Genomic DNA, 24,189 nt, shown 5'->3' on the forward strand with positions numbered 1-24,189 from the left:
TAGGTATCTGCTTAGCCTTTAAAAACCGCAACGGTTGCACCATTTCCACCTGCATTATGTGGCGCAAACTCAAATGATTTGACTTGCGGATGGCGTTTTAAAGCATCAATGACACCTTGGCGAATCGCACCTGTCCCCTTACCGTGAACAATAGTCACTTGTGGATAACCAGCTAGTAGAGCAGAATCCAAGTAGCTATCTAGAGCCATCAGAGCATCTTCATAACGGAACCCTCTTAAATCGAGTTGGGTTGACACATGACTATCACTCGCTGAACGAACATTTGCAATTTGACGTTTGACTTTTCTAGCTTGTTTACTTGGTTCTTCTTCAATTTTTCGTAAATCTGATTCAGGTAATTTTAATTTCATAATACCAATTTGAACAACCCATTCGCCTTTAGGTGTTTTTTCGATTAAACTACCTCGCTGGCCATACGTTTCGGTAATGACTTCATCGCCGGCCTTCAATTGCTTTTTGTCTTTAGCTTTTTGTAAGACTTTATTCTTAGCTAAGAAATCTTCTTCTTGTTTCAAATCATCAAACTGTTTCTTTAAATCAATTAATTCGTGCTCTTTAACAGTAGTAGACTTCCCTAAGTTCATCTGCATTTCACGAATTTCCTGCATTAAAAATTCAGCTTCTTCTTTAGATGTTTCAACAATCTGGTTAGCTTCTTGTTTAGCCTTTGCAATAATGGTTTCTTTGTCATTTTCTAACTTCTCATTAGCAGCTTTTAAGTCGCTTAAAAGGGCATCTGACTCAGCTAGCTGTTGCTTTAATTGATAAGACTCAGCCTCAGTTTTACGACGTTTCTGTTCTAAATCGGCAATCATTTCATTCAATTCTTGGCTATCCTCTTGAATAAAACCTGTTGCTTGTTGAATAATTTGATCGGCTAAACCTAGTCGGCGGGAAATATCAAAAGCATTACTTCGCCCTGGAATTCCAATCATCAGACGATAAGTCGGCGCTAGCGTTTCAGAATTGAACTCCATACTAGCGTTAATCGTAGCTGGACGATTATAAGCGTAGACTTTCAGTTCTGGATAGTGAGTCGTTGCCATCACCATGCTTCCTTTTGACCCAACATAGTCGAGAATTGAAATCGCAAGTGACGCCCCCTCTTGAGGGTCTGTACCTGATCCTAACTCATCAAATAATACTAAACTCTTTTCATCAATTTGATCAATAATCGTTACAATGTTAGACATATGAGAAGAGAACGTACTTAAGCTTTGTTCAATCGACTGCTCATCACCAATATCAGCGAAAATGCCCGTAAAAATACCAATTTGACTATTCTCAGCAGCTGGAATTTGTAAACCTGCCTGTCCCATTAACTGAATTAAGCCTAATGTTTTTAAAGCAATCGTTTTACCACCCGTATTGGGTCCTGTAATAATTAACGCTTGGTATTCTTCACCAATAATCAAATCATTGGCAACCACGTGCTCTTGATCAATTAACGGATGGCGTGCACCCCAAATCGCTACATGATTTTGACTACTTAAACGCGGACGGCTTGCTTTAATACTGTCAGCATATCTTGCTTTTGCGTTAATGACATCCAATCTAGTCAAGACTTGACTATTAGCCGCTAGCTCATTCGTATATGGCGCAAGTTCCGCCGATAATTCATACAGGATACGTTCTTCTTCTTGACGTTCTTCAGCTTTTAACGATCGTAATTTGTTGTTTAGGTCAAGTACTGCTTGAGGCTCAATAAAGAGTGTTTGACCTGTGGAACTCTGGTCATGAACCACACCACCAAAATGATGACGGTATTCCTGTTTTACTGGAATCACATAACGATCATTACGAATCGTAATAATAGTGTCACTCAAGTATTGCGATTTTTTGCCCCTAATCATATCATCTAGTTTTTCACGAACATGACCTTCATTACTTTTAATTGACTGACGAATACGTTTCAATTCCGGACTTGCATCACTTAAAATCTCACCATCATCTGAAATGGATAGCTTAATCGTTTTACGAATGTCAGGCAAATCAATTAAACCATCAACAATCTGATAGAGCTGATAGAGTTCAATCTCCTTTTCAGACAAGTCTGCAAAAAATTGTAACATCTCTTTAGTTGTTGAAAGGACACGTCCAATTTGCGAAAGTTCTTTTCCATTCAAAGAACCACCGATTTGAAGGCGTTTGAGAGGCATAGTGATATCAGCCAAACGCGGCATAGGAATACCACCTTTTAATCGTAATAACTTACGACCGTCATCCGTCTCTTCCTGCAAGATATTGACTTCTTCATAGGTTTTCTTTACCTCTAGTTGGAGTAACTGTTGCTTGCCAAGCTCTGTCGCCGCTAACTGGGCAACTTGACCGACTACCTTTTCAAACTCTAGTTTTTTTAAAGTCTTTGCATTCAATTTGTTCACCTCTTTTACTTTAATTCAAAACAATGAGGCTGGGACAACGCCCCGCCTCTCTCTTTTTTATAGTTGACCAACTAATCCTAACCACAAGTCAGAAATGGTTGATGATAAATAAGGTGTATTAGCGATCATCCATCTTGCTAAATTACTATCTGCTAATAATTGCTGAACAGCTTCAAACGGAATCATGGTCAGAATATACAATAGTAGAAATATCCCCAAATATTGCATTAAAAAGCCAAGCAAGCCGCCACCAATGTCATTTAATTGTTTGACAACCGGTAAAAAGGTTAAGGAATTTAACATATAACCAATAATACGCGTTGCTAACCATCCAACAAAGATAATTAACAAGAATGAGATGCCATTATAGAAGGCTACATCAAGATTTAACACTTGAATGGCATCATAAAACACCATCTGATCATCAATGCCTGGTTGCGCATAAGGAACGAGCATTTCAAGGTATTCTGCAAGTTGTAAATAATACTGTTGGGCAAAGTAAAAAGATATGATATAGCCCGCAGTATGAACGAGTTGTAAAACAAGGCCTCTTCTTACGCCTGCATAGACACCCATACAAAGTAGTAATAATATAATGATTGTCAGCATGTTATCACCTATTTCTGGAAGGCTGTTGCCCTTCTTTTTCTTGACTCGTTTCGAGTTGTTGTGCTTGTTTTAATCGATTCTCTGCAGCCGTTGTCGGTCTAACAAAGCGGCTTTTAGCAGTCTTAGCTGTTTTAGCTGATTTGTCAGGAACTGGATTTGGAGATGTGATTGGTCTCTTCTTTAATTCTTTTTCAAGACTTGCTAATTTCTCTTTTAACTCATCTAATTCAGCTTGCCGTTCCATAGACTCTGAAATGGCGTTTACTGCAATTAACACAGCACGTTGTTCCACATCTAAGTTAGGCATAACGTCTTTCAATTGATCAATTTTTTCATTCGCTATTTCCGAAACCACTTTTAAATGCTCTTCTGGTTTCTTAGCCACAATGGTATATGGCCGTTCTGCGATGGTTGTTTTATAGCGACGCTTCTCTTCCGCCATTTTCCATCCTCCTTGCATTTCTACATATCTTTTATTTTACCATATTTTCCCACTCTGAACAGTAAAAAGTAGAGAAGGTTTAGCTTATGCCTCGCCTTCTCTACTTTTCTTTAGCGCTTTTCCCAAGTGATATTCGCGACACAAGCAACCACATCACCATTTTTAATTTGATGAGCAGTGACAATTTGACCGTTGCTTTCTTCTGTCATCGACAGGCTACTATCAATCATATTGCCAAATTCCACTTCTTTTTCATACTTAATTGTAATTGCTGTGATGCGATGTTCTAACATAAATGCCATATCAACCGTATTAATAATCCAGTCAAAATACTTAGAATTATTGACATGTTTGTTAGCATCAATATCTAGATAACGCACACGGTATGGCATTGTCAGTTGATTGTCTTCGTCCACTGGCTGTATTTTTGGTTGTCTTAATAGTGAACGAATTTCTTCTGCTTGATAAGGGGCTACAATAGCCTTATCAATACGTGTCATTTTGCGACTTTCCATATCCATAATCGAAAATGTCGTCATGACTTCGACTAATAAATTGTCACTAGTATCAAATGCCCTAAATACCCGGTAGGTAAAGAAGCGATTGTAAGACAATGCTTCTGTTTCAAACATAATCCTTTCATCTTTTTTAGGAATACGCTTAATGTCCATATGATATTGAATAATAATCCAACTCAAACCCTTTTCAAGCATGCTCTCTTCTGTATTACCTAGCGCTGCACTTTGGACACCAGAAACATGAACCATTTCATTGATGAGTGATGGAATCGTCATTTCTCCTTGAATATCACATTCGTGACTTCTGACTTGATGATTTGTTCTAAAGGTTAACCCGCTCATAATTTTTTTCACCTCAATAAATACTTACTCATTTATCTATTTTAACATAGCTGAGATGAAATTTAGCGGAATTTAACCTCAACAGTCTGGTAACCACTAGCACGAAGTAAATTAGTTATCATCTCTTTTGCTTGTTGGTCTGCTTCTTCTAGTATACCTGCTTCTATTTTATCCATTTCTATCTTTTCACGTTCTTTGTTGATTTCATCAAAAATAAGCTGTGATGGATAATCAGAAAATAATTCACCCTCTATATCTTCAACACGTGTTTTATCTACCTCGACCACATTATCAGTAATGATTGACTGATCTAACGTAACGACAACCCGTTCATCGCTGTCAACTTTTACATCAAGTTTCGATAAATCTGTTCCAGCTTTTAAATACCCGCTATAACTAATTAATTTAATCGCTTCTGCAAAAGAAAAATCAGACCCTAAAACAGATAAGGATTTATCAGTACGGCTAATAATCACATTGCTGTATTCATATTTTAATGTCGTCAATTCTTGTATCTCGCTTAATTGCTCTCTTACTAGTTCACTTTTTGATTCGTGGTTAGCGCTGATATTAAGCCAGTCTGACGAATTAATTGCAAATAAACCAACAAATCCGACTAACATACCCAAAATTAACGTGATAATTGTTTTTTTCATCTCCATTTTTCTCCTATATGATACAAACGGCTGAGATTTTACTCTCAGCCGTTTGATCCTTTTAATTCAGTTACTCTAGCGAATGCTAGCAGAAAGTTGTTCAGCTAATGCCGATTCAACCTTCTCAACAGCTGTTTGAACATCTTCATCCACTAATGTTTCTTGTGGGTTTAAGAATGCCAATGAATAAGCCATTGATTTCTTACCATCTTCAATTCCTTCTCCTTGATAAATATCAAATAAATGGATATTAACGAGGAATTTGCCCGCATTTGCTTCAATGATGCTACGAATCTCTTCGTGGGTCACTGTTGCGTCAACTAAAATGGCAATATCTCTTGATGTTCCAGGATATTTTGGAATTGGATCTTGACTGATATCTTCCTTATCAGTAGCTAAGACTTGGTCTAAGTTAAATTCAAATGCATATGTTTCTTTTAGGTCATAGTCCTTAGCAACAGATGGGTGTAATTGGCCAACATAACCGATTACTGTTCCATCTAATACAATTTCAGCTGTACGTCCTGGATGCATCCAGTCAATACTTTGCGTTGGGCGGTAAACAATTTTATCGGCTAATCCTAAACGTGTAAAGTAACCTTCTAAAATACCTTTGACATGATAGAAGTCAACAGCTACACGGCTTGTTTGCCATCCTTTTTGAACAATGCTTCCTGTTAAAACAGCAGCAACTTGTTCTTTTTCTTGTGGTAAAACAGCTTCCGAATCTGGAAGGAAGATTTTACCAATCTCATAAAAACGAATATCGGCATTATTACGCGCCACATTATAAGCCGTATTTTCAAGCAAGCTTGATACTAAGTTCATACGAAGCGTACTGCGATCTTCACTCATTGGCCAAGCTAAACGAATGGGTTCTGCTTGGTATTGTGTATAAGCTTTTGATTTTTCAGCTGTTGTTAAAACATAGCTGATATTTTGCGTTAAGCCTGATGCTTCCATCTCATGACGGGTTTGACGAATTAATTTTTGAGCTGGTGTTAATTGTCCTGGAATAGATGCTGTCACAGGTAGTGTCGCTGGTAAACGATCATAGCCGTAAATACGAGCTACTTCTTCAACAATATCTGCTTCAATCGAAATATCCCAACGTCTTGGCGGAACCGAAATTGTTAAACGGTCACCGTCAACGCTGTAACCAAAGCCAAGTTGGTCAAAAATCGCTGAAACTTCTGCCATTTCAATCGCTGTTCCTAAAGAACGGTTAATCTTAGCTAAAGTGATTGCTACCTCTTTATTTTCAACCGTTAAGTTCGTTTGCGATGCTGTTCCTTCAACGATCGTACCACCAGCAAGCTCATGAATCAAAGCTGCGGCATGATGGCCAGCTTCTTCAATTGTTGCCACATTAATTCCTTTTTCAAAGCGTGCACTTGATTCACTTCTTAAGTTAAAGGCAGTCGCTGTTTTACGAATAGATAAAGAATCAAATAAGGCAAATTCTAAAGCAACAGTTGTTGTTGAATCGGTAATTTCTGAATCAAAGCCACCCATCACACCTGCTAGGGCAATTGGCTCCTGTCCATTTGTGATGACAATGTTTGACTCTGATAATTCACGGTCAACACCATCTAGTGTTTTTAGTTGTTCACCATTTTTAGCACGGCGAACTAAAATTTCTTTTGAACCAATCTTATCGTAGTCAAAAGCATGTAACGGTTGTCCATACTCCATTAGAATATAGTTGGTAATATCAACGACATTGTTAACAGGACGCATGCCTGCATTCATTAATTTAATTTGAAGCCACATTGGACTTTCTTTAATCGTCACGTTTTTGATGACTTGAATATGGTACGCTGGTGAATCGTTTTGATCGTCAACAGCTACTGCCATATAATCTTCAATCTTGTCTTCTGTTTGAGAGTTTGTATAAGTCGCAAAGTTTGCTTTCTTATTGTAGATAGCAGCCACTTCATGAGCTACACCACGCATACTCAATGCATCGGCACGGTTAGGTGTAATATCAATGTCTAAAATAGCATCATCTAATCCTAAAACAGTCGCAATGTCTTGTCCCACTTCTGCATCTTCTGGTAAAACAAAAATACCATCTGCATATTTTTTAGGAATAACGCTATCCGAATAACCTAATTCTTCTAGCGAACAGATCATACCGTTTGACACTTGCCCACGGATTTTACCTTTTTTAATTTTCATGTTTCCTGCAATGCGTGCCCCATGCAAAGCAACGATTATTTTTTGACCAGCAGCGATATTAGGCGCGCCACACACAATTTGTGTCGGTTCTTCTTCGCCGATATCAACTTGACAAATATGTAGATGATCAGAATCTGGGTGGTCAATCACGTCTAAAGCATGACCAACAACAATCTTCTTCAAACCAGCTCCTGGTTCAATAACATCGTCCACTTCAATCCCTGTACGTGACATTCTGTCCGCAAGCGCTTTGGGTTCAACGTCTGCTAATTCTAAATACTCTTGTAACCATTTATATGACACTTTCATTGTTTATTGCTCCTTCACTTTGAACTGGTCTAAGAATCGTTTGTCGTTTTGATAGAAATGACGAATATCATCGATACCATATTTCAACATGGCTACACGTTCAATTCCTAATCCAAATGCAAATCCAGAATAACGATTAGAATCAATACCAGACATTTCCAATACGTTTGGATGAACTAAACCAGACCCAAGAATTTCAATCCAGCCGCTACCTTTACAGACATTACAGCCATTTCCACCACATTTAAAGCAACTAACGTCTACTTCAACAGACGGCTCAGTAAATGGGAAGTAACTTGGGCGTAAACGAATTTCACGGTCAGCACCGAACAATTTCTTAGCAAATAAATCAAGTGTTCCTTTTAAATCTGCCAACGTAATATCTTCTGCTACAACTAAACCTTCAATTTGTGCGAATTGATGAGAGTGTGTCGCATCATCGCTATCTCGGCGGTAAACTTTACCAGGACTAATCATTTTAAGTGGTCCTTTAGAAAAATCATGTTTCTCCATTGTACGCGCTTGAACAGGCGATGTATGTGTACGCATTAAAACTTCTTCTGTTATATAGAAGGTATCTTGCATATCTCGTGCTGGGTGATCTTTTGGTAAGTTCATTTTCTCAAAGTTATAGCTATCCAGTTCAACTTCTGGCCCATCAATAACTTGGTAACCCATACCTAAAAAGAGGTCTTCGATTTCTTCCATAATTTGTGTGAAGACATGTTTAGTCCCAATCGCAATTTCTTTTCCTGGTAATGTCACATCGATTGTTTCTGCTGCTAATGCTTCTGCCAATGCAGCTGCTTCAAGTTTATCTTTAACGGTTTGGATGGCATCACTTAATTGGTCGCGCACCTCGTTTGCAAGTGCTCCGATAACAGGACGCTCTTCTGCAGAAACATCTTTCATTCCACGCAATGCCTCGGTAATCGGCCCTTTTTTACCTAAATAAGCCACTCGAAAATCATTTAACTCTTTTAAATCGGTTACTGCATGAATCTTTTCTAACGCTTCAACTTGAAGCGATTTTAATTTGTCTTTTAAATCCATTGTTCTCCCTCACAGTCTAAAAAAATGCACAAAAAAACTCCTCCCAAAAAGGGACGAGATATCGCGGTACCACCCTTGTTTTACTCATATTGAGTAACACTTCATTCATTAACGACAAAGTTGCCGGAGCTTTATTCATTGCTTATGCAAATCCCAAAGTCTGCTCAAGGAGTGAAAACATGCCCTTCCTGATTGATTTGCTCTCAGTCTGTGGCAAATCTCCCTGTAACCAGTACTAATTGGCAGGCGGTTCCTGTCTATGCATTTCTTTTATTCTTTAATTAATTTAACAGTCTTTCAAGACTTCGTCAAGCTTCTACACAAATCCATTTATCTGCCCATGTTTGAATCTCAGCCATGACTTTTTCTAGCGATCTTCCTTTTTCAGTTAAGCTATACATCACTTTAATAGGGCCTTCTTCATTTTCAGTTCGAAGAACAATACCTTCTTCTTCTAATTCTTTCAGACGTTCAACCAATACACGGTCACTTACTCCTGAAATTTGTTCTGAAATATCTTTGAAACGGCGGTTATCTACTAATAAAACCTCAATAATAAGTCCCGTCCATTTCTTACCTAAAATAGTAAATGTTTTTTCAAAACGCGGACAAATACAGTCACCTGAAAGGATCATGTTTTCCATTATTTACACCTTCTCAATTCTATTAAATTTAGTAAAAAAGCGGACGAGTATCGTCCACTTTTACCTGTTTTATTAAAAACTAATCGTATTGGTTAAAATGCTTCTTTTAAATGACGCCCATTTACCGCGGAATGTTTCTCTCGTACGGTTCACATAAGGTGATAAAGCTTCATCACAAGCACAATACTTATCTACTAAGGTAACAATGTAACTCTCTTTGTATTTTGGTAGAGCAATCGTTGCTCCCCACATATGTTTTAGAATAATATCTTTTTCTAAATCAGATAATTCAGTTAATTTTAAGGCATTTTCACACGCAATTCTTGGATGCACATAGGCATGAGAGCCTTCGTCAAACTTTGTCGTGCGCCAGTCATAATAAAACAAATCATGTAATAAACCAGCTCTTGATATTGCTCGAACATCACAGTTAAGTTTTTTGGCGATACAATAACTGCGGTATGCCACAGAGATTGAATGATCTAAACGAGTACTGTGATAGTGCTGAGTAATATCTTTTAACATTTGAACTTCTTCAGTTTCCAACAAATCGCTTATATACGAAAGGAATTCCTCATCTTTTTCCCACTTCAAGTCTGTCATTCATCATTCTCCTTATTAAAAGTACGTCTCTTATTATACATGAATTTGAATGCTTGACTAGTGGTTTGACTTATTTTTTAGTCATTTTGATAAAAATGTCACATATTGGTAACAACTCTAATTAACGAAATGATACATTAAAATACTTGCAGCAACTGCAACGTTTAAAGATTCTGCTTTCCCAATGATTGGAATATAAACATTAGCGTCTGTTTGTGCTAAAACCGTTTTAGAAACACCGTTACCTTCATTACCCATAATAATGGCTACTGACTCAGTAAGCGGAATTTCTTTGTGTCTTTTTGCACGCTCATCTAGGGCGGTCCCATAAACAGGAGTCCCTGCTTCTTTAAAGGAATTGATTAAACTAGCTAAATCCACACGGTAAATGGGTATGTGGAATTGACTGCCTTGCATAGAACGAACTACCTTGTCATTAAAGGCATCTACCGATCCCGTTCCAAAGATAACCCCGTCAAAGCCTGCAGCATCGGCTGTTCTAACAATCGTACCAGCGTTCCCTGGATCTTGAACGGCATCAAGAAGAATATATTTGCCACTCAATTGACTTGGCAAAATGGGTTGTTCAATCGGTAAAATGGCAATAATTCCCGGTGCTGTTTCTGTTTGAGACAAAGATTGCATAACCGATTCACTGACAATAACCGTTGCTTCAATATGAGAATTTTTTTCTAAAAAATGGTCGGTCACAATCGTTGCTTCCATTTTCACATGATGATTGAAGGCTTCAATATAAAGATGTTCCCCTTCAATCATATACAAACCTGCTTGTTTTCTACCCTTAGCAGTATGAAGCTTCCGCCATTCTTTTATTTTTTGATTATTCGTAGATGTTATTCGTTCCATCTCTCTTGCCCCCTATCAACGCTACCCATTATAGCAATGAATTAAAAAAAAGTCGCTGTTTAAACAGCGACTTTCGGATTAGATTGAAATATAATTAATCGGATTAACAAATGACCCATTTTCAAATACTTCAAAGTGTAAATGCACACCCGTTGATTGACCAGTTGATCCCATTGTTCCAATTTGTTGACCTTGCTGAACACTTTGCCCTGGAGCAACTTGTAGGCCTGGCGTCATATGAGCATATTTCGTTTTAACTTCCTTACCGTTAATCGAGCCATGGTTAATGACAACATGGTAACCATATGTTGCATCAAATGCTGCAATCTCTACAACACCACTTTGCGCTGCAACAATTGGTCCACCTCCTGCAATATCTGTCCCATTATGCATACGGTGTTCACCGTCAACGGGGCTAATTCTAAAGCCATATGGCGAAGAATTATAACCAGATGCCGGACGAATAAAGCCTGAAGAATTAGTTGCTGGTGCTACTGATTTTTCTATAACAGTTGAAACGACACTATTTGCTACTTCTTGAGCTGCTTTTTCTTGAGCTAATTTTTCTGCTTCAGCTTTTTCACGCGCAATACGCTCGTTTTCTAATCGTTTCTCCTCGCTAGCAATATCCTTAGCAATTTGACTTGATTTCTCTGTTAATAAGGCTTTGGTAGATTCTAATCCTTGTTTTTCTGATTCAGTTAACGCAACATTATCAAGGATTTTAGAAATCTCAACATTTAATTCATCTTGTTGAGCAACGACATTATTCTTTGAAATTGTAATCTCTTGTTTTAAAGTTTGAGCAGCTACTTTTTCTGCTTCTACTTTTTCTTTCGATTCTTCAACTTCTAACTTATCATTTTCTTGTTGCTGAACGATCTCCTTGTTAGCAGTAATCAAACGATTAACTGTACCTACTTTCCCGATCAAATCAGTGAAAGACTCTGCACTGGCAACAATCGTAACAAAATCAGTCAAGTTTGCTTCTGTTTGAATCAGACGAGCTTGGTTATTTAATTTTGCTGTTCGTTGTTCAATAACAACTTCTAACTCTTCAATCCGTTCAACCAATGACACTATTTTATATTCTATATTAATGAGCTTTTGTTCTTGTTCTTCTAACTGCTTCATTAGGAGATCAATATTCTTTTGCAACTCTTCAATATTTGCTTGAAGGTCATCTTTTTCCTTCTCGAGTTCAACAATAGATGACTCTTTTTTATTAATTTCTTCTTCAACACTTTCTGTTTCTTCTTCAAGTTCTTGTTTTTCGCGATTTAAGTCATCTAAACTATGGGCTTGAACATCAGTATACATTCCGAATGAAGATAACAGTAATAGGCTAGATGCTAATGCAAAATATCTTTTTTTCAACAAAGACTCTCCTTTTTCGTTTAATACCACAATGAGTATATCATTTAAAAGGCTATTCGTCTGTATTAGAAATATGACAACTTTGTTTCAGATAGTAAGATGAAACAAGTGGTTCATTGAGTTTTTCGTGACAATCATTTATTGTTTTAATAAGTAATTTGATGATAGTTTATAAATAAATCATCTTTAAAAATCAATATCTTGAATTTTTTGTGCATTTTTTAGCAAAACGAATAGTTCAAGATGTTATCTCTTAGTAACAGTTGTGTCCATAAAATGAACGATAGCCCTCTCTAGTAAACTAGAGAAGGCTATCTAACTAATCAATATTCAATATTTAAAGTGGGGCAAAACTATTACTTCATTTTTAATTATTTCTCATTTAAACGATGTATTCCCTAACCTCTAATACATCCTTGTAGCTCCATAGCTACGCCAGTGTGAATAAACTTCCTCAAAAAAACAAAAATCTCGTGTATTGATATCTTTCATATGAGATATATTATAGCATCTTTCTTTCATTTATGCAAATATGTGTGAATATTGGTTGAATTTGTTGGTAGAGGTAGTAGTAATCAATTTGAAATTAAAATCATACCTCTATATGTAAATATTTTCTCCTCACTAAATGAACTTGAACGGAATCTAATCAAAACTTATAATTCCTACTACAATGGTTACAATAAAACACGTGATAACAGATAAATTTACTTCGTTATCGTAACCAGCCCTTTTAGTACTCCAATAGCAATTGAAGTGTACACAATTATAGTAGCATCGAATGATGTATTATTAATTCCCCAATAAAACAAAAGCAAAGATAATACCAGTAATATGAGTTTTCCGATCATTTTAAAATAATCTTTTTCTTGTGTGACTTTAAACATATTAACGCCAGAAACAACAAAAACCTCTGAACTCAACACGAGAGCAATATATGGAAATACCATATTAAAGGCAATCTGAATCACATCTCTGAAGGCTTCACTTATTAACTCCGCTGACACAGTTGATAACCCCTTTTTAAAATGATTGTAATCCAGTTTAAACTATAAAAATAGCTATTAGATCGTTTTAAATCAAACTAAAAAAGAATTGTTTATGATTTAGACACATTTTATTTTTATGAAGTTACGCCATCAAAAAAAAGGAGACAAACGCTTATTAAAAACGCGTGTCTCCGTTTTTTTCTTTTTACTTAAGAGTTATTTAATCAACTGATAAATCGCATCTGCGTAAATAGCAGTTGCTCTAAACAAGTCATCTAATGCTAGGAACTCGTTTGCTTGGTGCATTGTGTCAATGCTGTCTGGGAACAATGCTCCGTATGCAACGCCACGCTCTAGCAATCGGCCGTAAGTTCCGCCACCAATTGAGCGTTCATGCCCTTTTAGACCTGTATGTTTTTCGTAAACGTCCAATAGTGTTTTTACCAATGGATCATCTGCTGGAACATAGTGAGGTAATTTACCGGCACTCTTAGCAATAGTAATGCCAAATTCGCTTAAAGCAGCTTCTGTTTTAATTTCTAATCCTTCTGCTGTTACACCTGTTGGGTAACGGAAATTTAAGGCGATATTGCCGCCTTTTTCTGGTGTAAAGGTAAAGATACCCGCATTCATGGTTAATTCACCCATAACTTCATCTGTATGAGCTAAGCCTAATTTTTCAGCTGTATGTTCCAAGTGAATGTAGTCTGTAATCAATTGTAGGAATTTAGCAGCGTCTCCACCAAATTGATAGTGATTTAAGAAAACAGCTAAGTACGTTCCTGCGTTGATCCCGCCAGCTGGGTTCATACCATGTGATGATTTACCAACTAACTCAATCGTTACTTGTTCATTTACAACATGAATATTTCCTGTCACAGGATTGTTTTCAACAAATTCAAAGAATGCTTTTTCGATAACGTCAGCTTCTTCACTTGTAAAGACTGCAGTCGCATCTTGAGGAACCATGTTTTCACGCAAACCTGCATCAAAACTCAACAATTGGTTTTTACCACCTTTATTGTCTCCACGGAATTGGATATAAAGGGATTGGTTTCCTTTTTCACCGTTAATAATTGGGAAATCCGCATCTGGTGAAAAGCCAAAGTCAGGTGTTTCTTCATGAGCTAAGTAGTGGTCCATACATTTCCAACTGCTCTCTTCGTCAGTTCCGATAATCATACGAATACGTTTGGAAATAGGTAGTCCTAAATCACGAATAATCTTAATGGCATAGTAACCTGCCATAGATGGGCCTTTATCATCACTTGATCCACGTGCATAAATGCGGTCGTCTTTAATAACAGGCTCAAACGGATCTGTGTCCCAGCCGCTACCAGTTGGTACAACGTCAACGTGTCCAAAGACACCCATCAATTCTTCGCCTTCTCCGTATTCAATATGTCCTGCTAAGTTTCCAACGTTTTTAGTTAGGAAACCATCACGTTCACCAATTGCTAAGAACGCTTCTAATGCTTCTTTCGGTCCTGGACCAACAGGCATTTCTGCTGTTGCTTTCGCATCGTCTCTAACACTATCAATTCTTAAAATTGTAAATAAATCATCAAGAATATCTTGTTTTCTTTTTTCAACTTCACTTTTCCAATTGATTTCCATAAAAACACGTCCTTTTTAAACTTCTATCTCCCATTAGGAGCACTATTCTTCTATCTTATCATTTTTTACTGATTGATTCAGCATTTCCACTTATTTATTTGGCAAATACGCTTTTAAATCTGCTAATTCAGATTCAGTTAAATAACGGTACTCTGCTAATTGAAGCTTGGGATCTAGTACTAAACTCCCCATGGTTAAACGTTTCAGATAAGTGACTTCCTTACCACTCGCTTTGACCATTCGCTTAACTTGATGGAATTTACCTTCTTTAATGGTAATAAACACTTCAGATTCTTGTTTCTCTTCATCCACTGACTTGATTTCAAGTTCTCCGGGCAGACATTCAAAACCGTCTTCCAAAACGATACGATTTTTAAAGGCCTCACAATCAGCTTCATCCATAATGCCAGCAACTCGTGCATAATAGCGTTTAGCTACTTCTTTTTTTGGTGATAGTAGAAAGTGAGCCAGCTCGCCATCATTTGTTAAGAGCAACAATCCTTCTGTGTCTTTATCTAGTCGACCAACAGGAAACAAATTAAGGTGCTGATACTCTTCTGATAGTAAATCAATGACTGTTTTTTGCTTCATATCTTCAGTTGCACTCAGTACACCTGCTGGCTTGTGTAACATCAAATAGTGGAACTCTTGGTACTGAATACGTTCGCCATTAACCACGACTTGGTCTTGGTTAAGATCAACTTTCATCTCACCCTTAGAGGCCACTTTATCATTAACCACTACTTTTTTCTGTTTCAATAAGACTTTTACTTCTTTACGTGATCCAAATCCCGTATGAGATAAAAATTTATCTAATCTCACATGATCGCTCCTTATGATATCTTTAATTTCCTACGCAAACCTGCCACACGTTCTCCTAATACCTCGTCTGCTATCTTTGTTTTTAAAGCTAAATAAATATAAACAAAGCCACCAAAACCAGCAACTAAAACGACAATCACAAAGGCTGTTCCCCTTCTATCAGTTGATAAAAATAAGCTAGATAGACGTAATACAATGTGAGCAACTGCGGTCATCCAGCCTGTTATCAAGGCCATTAGACCAATACTTCGTAGCGTTTCATCCCACTCTAGTTGGACAAGCTTATGAATTTTCCACGTACACAGCACTGTTGTGACTAAAAAGCCTAGAGTTGTCGCATATAGCGTTCCCGCCGTCTGAAAAAAATAGATAAAGGGATACTGAACAACTAGCTTCACAAGTAGACCAACGCCTAGATAAATAATGGCTGATAAATGGTCACCAAATGATTGCAAAATAGATGCTACAATCGTAAAGGCTCCTAAAACAATACTCATTACACAAGCGATCATTAATAGCTGTGAGCCGAGTGCATTATATTCCGATGACCCATAGAATACAGAAAAAATAGGTCGTGATACGACCATCATTCCAAAGGCTGCTGGCAGCATAACAAAGAAAAATAATTTTGAAATCTGCTCAATTTGTTTTCTAAGTTGCTTAAAGTCTTGCTTGATAAAATTCTCAACTAACAAAGGAATCGATGTTGCTGACATCCCTACTGCTAGAGAGATAATAATCATAATTAATTTATCAGCGTTAAAGCTAAATAAACTAAATAACTCACCGATGACATCTTTATCGTAATCCGTTAAACGAAGCATAATCGGTTCAAAGGTGAATTGATCAATAAACTTGCCAAAAGTAATCCCGGAACCAACGACAATAAATGGAATCGACTCAGCCACCATTTTTTTAATGGCACTCGTAATGTCAATGCTAACGGTTGATTGATCAGCGGCCAACAGCTTCCTATATTTTTTCATATGTCGTTGGTAGTACCAAATCAACATAATAAGAGATGCAAAGGCTCCTACGAAAGCAGCAAAAGTGGAGTGAGCAACAGCAGTTGCAACTCTTCCGTCTAATACTTTCATGACAACAAAGGTTGCTAATAACATATAAGCAACACGAATAATTTGTTCAACGACTTGTGTAATCGCTGAAGGAATCATATCCTGATAACCTTGAAAATACCCTCTGATTAAACTCATCACTGGTACGATTAGCAATGCCGGCGCTAAAGATCGAATTACTAAGGTTTTATCCGCTAAAGATGCAATTGGACTATTAGCAGCAATAAATGGCGCTAATATGTACATCACAACACTGCTCGCTAATCCCGTTAAAAGCATAAAGAGTAAGCTCTTTTTGAAGAGATCTTGTCCTGCTTTATATTGCTTCTTAGCATTGAATTCAGCGATTTGCTTAGACATTGCTGAGGGAAAACCAGCTGTACCAATTGATAGGAACAATTGATATGGTGCATAACCAACCGAAAACAAGGCGTTTCCAACTTGTGATCCGGCTCCCATCATAGCAGTCCATGGAATAATATAGAGCGCTCCTAAAAGACGCGAAAAAATGCTTCCGAAAGTCATCCAAAATGTTCCTTCAACCATTTTTTCTTCGGAGTCGCTACGAATAACTTCTTCTAGTTCATCAACTAATAATGGTTGGTCAAACTGAATCGTTTGTTGTAAATCTTCTTCAATTTCAATAGGCTCTTCTTCCTTTAGCCTTTCAGCTCGCTTACGCTCAGCTCTTGTTTTATAATTTTGCATATTATTCAACCTCTGCCTGTTTTTTCATTAGATGTCTTTTTGACCTTTATCTATTATAGCTTTCCTTTGCTAATATTTCCATCTTGGTTTTATAGAACGGAAACTAAAAATCTGTTCATTATTGATAAAAAATGATATAATAAAAGTAAGAAAAGACCCCTTTATTACTTGTGGCTAGTGATTATTGTCATTCATATAGAAAGAGGGATTATCATGATGACTCACAAAAAAGCGACAAAACGACGCTTAGTCACCCTCCTGCTCGCTCTCACAATGACCCTTCTATTTTTAACCCCTAGTGCCTCAGCTGCTACTTCCCAATTCATTTCGAAAGGACCATCAACCTCCAAAATAGTTGCACTTACCTTTGATGATGGTTCTGATGGTACTAATTTCAATAAAATCCTTGATATTCTTGCTAAACACCAAATTAAAGCGACTTTCTTTCTGACCGGTTCTGGTGCGAAAAACCACCCTACTGTTGTCAAACGAGCCGTGAATCAAGGACATGATATTGGAAACCACTCCTTTAACCATCCAGACTTCACAACTTTGACCGCTGCCCAAATGAGAGACCAACTCTCACAAACTGAGCAAGTTGTTTTAACTCAAACGGGTCAATCAACCAAGCCTTTTTTCCGCGCACCATTCGGATCAACCAATTCACTTGTTCTTCAAACCGTTGGGAATGCTGGTTATACTTATACCGTTCATTGGACCATCGACTCTCTCGATTGGACCGGCAATTCCTCAACGACCATTACTAATCGTATTTTAGATCAAATGACACCTTCTTCTATCATTCTAATGCATACTGGCGCTGGCGCAAGTGGTACACCAGCAGCTTTAGAAAAAATTATTCCTTCCTTAAAGAATATGGGCTATCGCTTCGTGACCCTTTCTCAACTATTAGGTCTTGAATCACTTCCAAACACAGGATCAACAACAACTTATACCGTTAAAGCCGGAGATACCCTCTACGCTATTGCAGCTCGCTATCAAACAACCATTCAACAGTTAGTTCAATTAAACAACATCAGCAATCCAAATCTCATTCGAGTAGGTCAAATTCTTGCTATCCCATCGAATCAGCCACAAACACCTCCACCAGCTACTCTTACCTACACAGTTAAAGCTGGCGATACCTTATATGCCATTGCCAGTCGTTACCATACGACTGTTCAGGAATTGGTTAGACTTAATGCTATCGCTAACCCGAACTTAATTAGAGTTGGTCAGGTACTTAAATTAACTGCAAGTCAACCAACGACTTCAACAACAACTTATACCGTTAAAAGTGGCGACACACTCTACAAGATTGCGCGACAGTTTGGAACAACCGTCCAACAGCTTGTAACAGCCAACCAAATTTCCAATCCAAACTTGATTCGCGTCGGACAAACTTTAATTATTAAATAAATGTCGATACAAACGGAATAAAGGAGCTGTATCTTACATTTAGGGGTTAACATGTAAGATACAGCCGTATTTTGAAGGCTGTATCGACTAGTTTCCGCTATATCAAAAAGGATTGAGCGTCTCGGCTCAATCCTTTTTGATTAAAACATATTAGTTGGCAACAATATTAACCAATTTACCAGGAACTGCAATCACTTTACGGATTGTTTTACCTTCAATTTCTTCTTTAATTTTCTCATCTTGCATCGCCACATCAGCTAACTCATCTTTTGATAGAGAAGCAGATACTTTGGCACGTGATTTCAACTTACCATTGACTTGGAAAATGACTTCTACTTCATCTTCGACAAGGTATGTTTCGTCATAACTTGGCCATGCAACATAACTAATACCTTCTGCAGAGCCTAGTTTTTCCCAAATTTCTTCTGCCAAGTGAGGCGCAATTGGCGCAACCAATTGAACAAATCCTTTAACATATTCCACTGGCAAAGCTTTTGCTTTGTTAGCTTCGTTAACAAAAATCATCATTTGTGAAATAGCTGTGTTGAAGTGTAGTTGTTCGTAGTCTTCTGTTACTTTCTTAACTGTTTGGTGATAAACCTTGTCTAGTTCACCTGTGTTTACTTTTGTGATACGGTCGCGCAATTGACCATTATCATCAATAAACAAGCGCCATACACGATCAAGGAAGCGACGGCTTGCTTCAATTCCTTTTTCACTCCAAGCCGTACTTGCATCCAAAGGACCCATAAACATTTCGTAAAGCCTTAGCGTATCTGCACCAAACTCAGAAACGATATCATCTGGGTTAACAACATTGCCTTTTGATTTAGACATTTTTTCGTTATTTTCGCCTAGAATCATACCTTGGTTAAATAGTTTTTGGAATGGTTCTTTCGTTTTAACAACACCGATATCATAAAGGAATTTATGCCAGAAGCGCGCATATAGCAAGTGAAGAACAGCATGTTCTGCACCACCAATATACAAGTCAACATTTTGCCAATATGACATCGCTTCTTCACTTGCAATGGCATTGCTGTTATGAGCATCCATAAAGCGCAAGAAGTACCATGAACTACCTGCCCACTGTGGCATGGTATTGGTTTCACGTCGTCCTTTCATCCCTGTAACAGGATCAACAACATTCACCCACTCATCGATGTTAGCAAGTGGCGATTCACCTGTTCCACTCGGATGGATTTTATCTGTTTTAGGCAACAACAAAGGCAGTTCATCTTCTGGAACTGTTGTTGACGTACCATCTTCCCAGTGAATAACTGGAATTGGCTCTCCCCAATAGCGTTGACGTGAGAACAACCAGTCACGTAGACGATAAGAAATAACCGTTTCGCCGACCTTGTGCTCAGTCAACCATTCATTCATAGTTTGAATTGCAGTTGCTTTATCCAAGCCATCTAGGAAGTCAGAATTGATGTGGTTTCCGTCTCCAGTGAAGGCTTCTTCTTCAACATTGCCGCCTTCAAGGACAGGAATAATTTCAAGCTCAAACTTTTTAGCAAATTCATAGTCGCGTGTATCATGAGCAGGAACTGCCATAATCGCACCTGTTCCGTATGTAGACAGAACATAGTCAGAAATCCAAATCGGAATCTCTTTGCCATTTACTGGGTTAATCGCATACGCACCCGTAAAGACACCTGTTTTATCTTTTGAAAGTTCTGTACGCTCTAGATCACTCTTCAAAGCAACTGAATCAATATAAGCTTGAACAGCTTCACGTTGCTCATCAGATACAATCTCTTGAACTAATGGTAATTCTGGTGCCATAACTGTGTAAGTTGCGCCGAACAAAGTATCTGGGCGAGTCGTAAAGACGGTAAAGTTTTTATCAGTTCCTTTAATATCAAATGTCACATTTGATCCTTCAGAACGGCCAATCCAGTTACGTTGCATTTCTTTAATACTGTCAGGCCAGTCAACTAATTCTAGATCATCAATCAAACGTTCTGCATAAGCAGTAATTTTCAACATCCATTGACGCATTGGCTTTCTATAAACAGGATGTCCACCACGTTCACTCACACCATCAACGACTTCTTCATTCGCCAAAACAGTTCCTAAAGCTGGACACCAGTTAACGGATACTTCTGCCTCGTAAGCAAGACCTTTTTCGTATAGCTTTGTAAAAATCCATTGGGTCCATTTGTAGTAAGATGGGTCTGTTGTATTAATTTCTCTTGTCCAATCGTAACTGAATCCAAGTGATTTAATTTGACGTTTAAATGTCTTAATATTATGAGCTGTAAATTCAGCAGGATCATTTCCTGTATCAAGGGCATATTGCTCTGCAGGCAAACCAAACGCATCCCATCCCATTGGGTGCAAGACATTATAGCCTTGTGAACGTTTCATACGCGCTAAAATATCAGTAGCTGTATAGCCTTCCGGATGGCCCACGTGCAAGCCTTGTCCAGATGGATAAGGGAACATATCTAGAATGTAATATTTAGGTTTTTCTGTTCCTTTTTCTGTTTTGAATGATTGGTTTTTATCCCAATACTTTTGCCATTTTTTCTCAATCTCTTGATGATTGTAAGACATTTTTCTTTGCTCCTTTTTATAAACATAGTAAAAACGTTGAGAAAATAAAAAAGCCTATAGAAATCCCCTTGGGAAATCTATAGGACGATTTTATCGTGGTACCACCTATTAATTAGAATGAACAATCATTCTCTTCTCATACCGTTAACGAGGTGAACCGGTCATACTTACTATATTCAGTATAACAACTAAAAGGTGAGTTCAGATATTTGAATCATGCATTTCCACCAACCATGCACTCGCTATTGATTCATCTAGCCTACTAATCCTTCTCAACGTTTTTCAATTTATTTACCGTATTTTATCAAATATATAGGCTTTTTTCAAGACTTACTTTACTTTCAATAGTTGACCGGGATAGATCGTTGATGAGTTGACATCATTTATTTCCAGTAAACGCGTTAAACTAATACCATTACTTTTAGCAATGGAGTAAAGTGTGTCGCCACGCTTCACTTCATAACTACCTGATGGAGCAATTGTCTGGGTTGGTTCAACTACTGCTGTTTTCCCCACCAGCGTTAATGACTGACCGACAAAAATTAAATCGGAAGCCAATTTATTCCATTCTCTTATTTGAGAAACAGATGCGCCTGCTTTAGTTGCAATTGCATATAAGGTATCACCCTTTTGAACGGTATAAGTTGATTGGTTCGTTACAGGTGTTGTTTGAGCGGGTTTTTCTTGCTCTTTTACAACGACTGTTGTTTTTGATGTTACTAACACTTGACCTGGATAAATCATATCTGATTTCAAGTTGTTAATAGACTTAAATTCAGCTAATGATAAACCAGCGCTTGTTGCTAAACGATACAGTGTGTCACCAGATTTGACGGTGATTGTTTTCGTAGATACAGACGGATTAGGTTTAGTTTGTTGAACAGGTTGTTCTTTAACAACTGTGCTTGTTTCTTTTGTTGTATATAAAATTTGACCTGGGTAAATCACATCTGACGTCAGATTATTCACTGACTTAAGCTCTGCTAAACTCATACCTGCTTTAGTCGCAATCTTGTATAAGGTGTCACCATTAACAACGGTAATTGTTTTAGCCGTTGGTGTAGTCACTGTCTGACTAGGTGTTGTCGTATTTCCTGTATTTGTTTGACCTGTTTGTGTTGTTGAAGTCGAAACTACTAACTTCTGACCAACTTGTAAAAAGTCGGTTTTCAAATTATTCCAAGATTTTACTTGAGCAATAGTCACCTTATACTTCTGACTAATTGACCACAGCGTATCACCAGATTTGACAGTATAAGAGCTAGTGTTAACAGCTGGATTAGTTACCGTTGGAGTTGTTGGTGCTGTTTCAACGGGCTGGCTAGTCGTTTTAGATACGATGAGTGTCATACCTGGGTAAATACTTTCTGATTTTAAACTATTCCATTTTGTTAGATTAGCAACAGTAGTCCCATTACTTAAGGCAATGCGATACAAGGTATCACCAGATTTAACCGTATAGCTTGTGCCTGTTTGACCAGCAGGTTCAGCTGGTTTAGGCGTTGTTGGTGTTGCTGGTGTTGTTGGTGTTGCTGTTGTTGGTGAGTCATATTCAGCTAATCCATGTGCTTCAATAATACGATTTAACTTCGTATTATAGGCACTGTCTGTCGCATAGCGTCCTGTTAAATAAGCTGTCGCATCTTCATAGGTTGATGCATTCGATTTCCATGCACCACTATAATAATTTGAATCCCAACTTGTACCATTTTTAATTAAACCAGCATAATCTTCAAGAGATTCCGCATATGACGGATACTTACGAAATTCAGCTTTTATCTCATAATAATTTTGATTTCCCTTATCTTCTAAGGTGCTCATTTCAACGGTCTGACCGTTATAATTTCCTTTAATTCCAAATAAATTATAATTTGGTTCTGAGGCTAATGAACTTGTTCCCCATCCACTTTCAAGGATTGCTTGTGCCAACATTACCGATGCATACAGGTCATTCTTGGCTGCAATACTTGAAGCCGATGGAATAATCGTATTTAAAAATGCATTATCAGAGTATGTTTTGGTTGTCGTTTGGTTGGCTGAATCATTTTCCTTGGCATTCGCTTGGATAGGCGCAGCAATAGTAGAAACAAGTACAGAAGCTCCCATTAAAGCAAAGCCCTTTTTCATTTGTTCTGTAGAAGAAAGGATTTTATCTTGTATGTTTTTTGCTTGTTTGATGGTATGCAACTGTTTTCTAGAAATATTCAAGTAAACCACTCCTATCGAATTTTAAAGCATTTCAGATAGTTCCATTATAGAGGGTTTTTAACTCTCTTTTTTCTTTTTTCACAAATTGTTATAAAAGTAACCAAACTGTAATAAACATACTTTCGCTTTTTGTCCTTAGTCAACACTGTGTTATACTATTTTAAAAAAAGGAGGTCATAACATGCTTAAAAAAGCTCTTGATTATAGCCATTCCCTTTTAAAAGAATGTGTTATTGCAGGTGACTTAGTAATTGATGCTACGGTGGGAAATGGTCACGATACTATTCTGCTGGCAAGTTTAGTTGGTCCAAATGGCAGTGTCATTGGCTTTGATATTCAAGAACAAGCCATTCAAAAGACATCCGAGAAATTATTGTTAACTGGGCTAAGCCAGCAGGTTCATTTACATCAAGTTGGACACCAGTTTATTGGAGACTATTTACCTAGTCAAAAACAAGTTAGTGCTGCTATTTACAATTTAGGCTACCTGCCTGGTGGTGACAAGTCAATCACGACACTAAAGGAATCTACGATAGAAAGCATTAAACAACTCATCCCCCATTTAAGAATAGGGGCCTTGGTCGTTATCGTGGTTTACAGTGGGCATCCAACAGGGCAAGAAGAAAAAGATGCCCTTCTTGGCTACTTAAGTAGTCTCGATCAAAAAGACTATGCGGTCTTACAGTATGGCTTTATTAATCAAAAAAATCAGCCACCCTTTGTGGTTGCTATTGAAAAGAAAAAATAGAAAATCAGCCCTACTCAATGAGTAGAGCTGA

General features: G+C 37.6%; 19 protein-coding genes and 1 other annotated feature. Of the genes, 2 read left to right on the top strand and 17 right to left on the bottom strand.

Going from position 1 to position 24,189, the window contains the following annotated elements; genetic code table 11:
• Positions 1–11 precede the first annotated feature (11 nt).
• The 15 genes from G7057_RS11610 to G7057_RS11680 all read right to left on the bottom strand — a co-directional run bounded on the left by G7057_RS11610 (position 12) and on the right by G7057_RS11680 (position 17,218).
• On the bottom strand, positions 12–2,396 hold the full coding sequence (locus G7057_RS11610) for an endonuclease MutS2 (protein WP_166163921.1): 2,385 nt from the start codon (positions 2,394–2,396) through the stop codon (positions 12–14).
• 66 nt (positions 2,397–2,462) lie between these two features.
• Complete coding sequence (locus G7057_RS11615) at positions 2,463–3,014, bottom strand: CvpA family protein (protein WP_076765829.1); 552 nt, start codon at positions 3,012–3,014, stop codon at positions 2,463–2,465.
• 4 nt (positions 3,015–3,018) lie between these two features.
• A complete protein-coding gene (locus G7057_RS11620) occupies positions 3,019–3,456 on the bottom strand; it encodes a cell division protein ZapA (RefSeq protein WP_166163923.1) in 438 nt (145 codons plus the stop codon).
• Positions 3,457–3,566: 110 nt separating this feature from the next.
• On the bottom strand, positions 3,567–4,316 hold the full coding sequence (locus tag G7057_RS11625) for an acyl-[acyl-carrier-protein] thioesterase (protein WP_166163925.1): 750 nt from the start codon (positions 4,314–4,316) through the stop codon (positions 3,567–3,569).
• A 62-nt stretch (positions 4,317–4,378) separates the two neighbouring features.
• Complete coding sequence (locus G7057_RS11630) at positions 4,379–4,972, bottom strand: DUF4230 domain-containing protein (protein ID WP_166163927.1); 594 nt, start codon at positions 4,970–4,972, stop codon at positions 4,379–4,381.
• A 75-nt stretch (positions 4,973–5,047) separates the two neighbouring features.
• Positions 5,048–7,462: a phenylalanine--tRNA ligase subunit beta gene (gene pheT, locus G7057_RS11635; RefSeq protein ID WP_166163929.1), complete on the bottom strand. Its 2,415-nt coding sequence runs from the start codon at positions 7,460–7,462 to the stop codon at positions 5,048–5,050.
• Positions 7,463–7,465: 3 nt separating this feature from the next.
• Positions 7,466–8,515, bottom strand: coding sequence for a phenylalanine--tRNA ligase subunit alpha (pheS, locus tag G7057_RS11640; RefSeq protein WP_166163931.1), 1,050 nt, complete (start codon positions 8,513–8,515; stop codon positions 7,466–7,468).
• Positions 8,516–8,823: 308 nt separating this feature from the next.
• The gene (locus G7057_RS11645; protein ID WP_452170773.1) at positions 8,824–9,159 is read right to left on the bottom strand and encodes a winged helix-turn-helix transcriptional regulator; all 336 of its coding nucleotides are present in this window, start codon (positions 9,157–9,159) and stop codon (positions 8,824–8,826) included.
• A gap of 72 nt (positions 9,160–9,231) precedes the next feature.
• Positions 9,232–9,762, bottom strand: a complete 531-nt coding sequence (locus tag G7057_RS11650; protein ID WP_166163933.1) for an HD domain-containing protein — start codon at positions 9,760–9,762, stop codon at positions 9,232–9,234.
• A gap of 117 nt (positions 9,763–9,879) precedes the next feature.
• Entirely contained in the window at positions 9,880–10,629 is a 750-nt protein-coding gene (locus G7057_RS11655) for a TrmH family RNA methyltransferase (RefSeq protein ID WP_166163935.1), read from the bottom strand.
• 78 nt (positions 10,630–10,707) lie between these two features.
• A complete protein-coding gene (locus tag G7057_RS11660; protein WP_166163937.1) occupies positions 10,708–12,006 on the bottom strand; it encodes a peptidoglycan DD-metalloendopeptidase family protein in 1,299 nt (432 codons plus the stop codon).
• A gap of 707 nt (positions 12,007–12,713) precedes the next feature.
• A complete protein-coding gene (locus G7057_RS11665; RefSeq protein ID WP_166163939.1) occupies positions 12,714–13,013 on the bottom strand; it encodes a hypothetical protein in 300 nt (99 codons plus the stop codon).
• A gap of 198 nt (positions 13,014–13,211) precedes the next feature.
• Positions 13,212–14,612: a dipeptidase PepV gene (gene pepV, locus G7057_RS11670; RefSeq protein WP_166163941.1), complete on the bottom strand. Its 1,401-nt coding sequence runs from the start codon at positions 14,610–14,612 to the stop codon at positions 13,212–13,214.
• A gap of 90 nt (positions 14,613–14,702) precedes the next feature.
• Complete coding sequence (locus tag G7057_RS11675) at positions 14,703–15,434, bottom strand: pseudouridine synthase (protein WP_166163943.1); 732 nt, start codon at positions 15,432–15,434, stop codon at positions 14,703–14,705.
• A gap of 11 nt (positions 15,435–15,445) precedes the next feature.
• Complete coding sequence (locus G7057_RS11680) at positions 15,446–17,218, bottom strand: putative polysaccharide biosynthesis protein (protein WP_166163945.1); 1,773 nt, start codon at positions 17,216–17,218, stop codon at positions 15,446–15,448.
• Positions 17,219–17,431: 213 nt separating this feature from the next.
• On the opposite strand from G7057_RS11680, the gene G7057_RS11685 reads away from it, so the two are divergent.
• The gene (locus G7057_RS11685) at positions 17,432–18,637 is read left to right on the top strand and encodes a LysM peptidoglycan-binding domain-containing protein (protein ID WP_166163947.1); all 1,206 of its coding nucleotides are present in this window, start codon (positions 17,432–17,434) and stop codon (positions 18,635–18,637) included.
• Positions 18,638–18,787: 150 nt separating this feature from the next.
• On the opposite strand, the gene leuS is transcribed toward G7057_RS11685, so the two are convergent.
• Together leuS and G7057_RS11695 are read right to left on the bottom strand one after the other, a co-directional pair.
• Positions 18,788–21,202, bottom strand: coding sequence for a leucine--tRNA ligase (gene leuS / locus G7057_RS11690; protein ID WP_166163949.1), 2,415 nt, complete (start codon positions 21,200–21,202; stop codon positions 18,788–18,790).
• A 77-nt stretch (positions 21,203–21,279) separates the two neighbouring features.
• Positions 21,280–21,487: a binding site (T-box leader), on the bottom strand.
• Between the two features lie 45 nt (positions 21,488–21,532).
• Entirely contained in the window at positions 21,533–23,410 is a 1,878-nt protein-coding gene (locus tag G7057_RS11695; RefSeq protein WP_166163951.1) for a LysM peptidoglycan-binding domain-containing protein, read from the bottom strand.
• Positions 23,411–23,591: 181 nt separating this feature from the next.
• Between G7057_RS11695 and G7057_RS11700 the strand changes: the two genes are divergently transcribed.
• Positions 23,592–24,158: a class I SAM-dependent methyltransferase gene (locus tag G7057_RS11700; RefSeq protein WP_166163953.1), complete on the top strand. Its 567-nt coding sequence runs from the start codon at positions 23,592–23,594 to the stop codon at positions 24,156–24,158.
• Positions 24,159–24,189: the final 31 nt, after the last annotated feature.

Origin of the sequence: Jeotgalibaca arthritidis (assembly GCF_011100465.1) — a bacterium.
Classification (GTDB): Bacteria; Bacillota; Bacilli; order Lactobacillales; family Aerococcaceae; genus Jeotgalibaca; species Jeotgalibaca arthritidis.

Coding starts and splice junctions, on each gene's coding strand:
- pepV (WP_166163941.1), bottom strand. CDS start 14,612: ATGGAAATCAATTGGAAAAGTGAAGTTGAAAAAAGAAAACAAGATATT.
- G7057_RS11620 (WP_166163923.1), bottom strand. CDS start 3,456: ATGGCGGAAGAGAAGCGTCGCTATAAAACAACCATCGCAGAACGGCCA.
- G7057_RS11625 (WP_166163925.1), bottom strand. CDS start 4,316: ATGAGCGGGTTAACCTTTAGAACAAATCATCAAGTCAGAAGTCACGAA.
- G7057_RS11680 (WP_166163945.1), bottom strand. CDS start 17,218: ATGCAAAATTATAAAACAAGAGCTGAGCGTAAGCGAGCTGAAAGGCTA.
- G7057_RS11655 (WP_166163935.1), bottom strand. CDS start 10,629: ATGGAACGAATAACATCTACGAATAATCAAAAAATAAAAGAATGGCGG.
- G7057_RS11685 (WP_166163947.1), top strand. CDS start 17,432: ATGATGACTCACAAAAAAGCGACAAAACGACGCTTAGTCACCCTCCTG.
- G7057_RS11645 (WP_452170773.1), bottom strand. CDS start 9,159: ATGGAAAACATGATCCTTTCAGGTGACTGTATTTGTCCGCGTTTTGAA.
- leuS (WP_166163949.1), bottom strand. CDS start 21,202: ATGTCTTACAATCATCAAGAGATTGAGAAAAAATGGCAAAAGTATTGG.
- G7057_RS11700 (WP_166163953.1), top strand. CDS start 23,592: ATGCTTAAAAAAGCTCTTGATTATAGCCATTCCCTTTTAAAAGAATGT.
- pheS (WP_166163931.1), bottom strand. CDS start 8,515: ATGGATTTAAAAGACAAATTAAAATCGCTTCAAGTTGAAGCGTTAGAA.
- G7057_RS11615 (WP_076765829.1), bottom strand. CDS start 3,014: ATGCTGACAATCATTATATTATTACTACTTTGTATGGGTGTCTATGCA.
- G7057_RS11630 (WP_166163927.1), bottom strand. CDS start 4,972: ATGAAAAAAACAATTATCACGTTAATTTTGGGTATGTTAGTCGGATTT.
- G7057_RS11650 (WP_166163933.1), bottom strand. CDS start 9,762: ATGACAGACTTGAAGTGGGAAAAAGATGAGGAATTCCTTTCGTATATA.
- pheT (WP_166163929.1), bottom strand. CDS start 7,462: ATGAAAGTGTCATATAAATGGTTACAAGAGTATTTAGAATTAGCAGAC.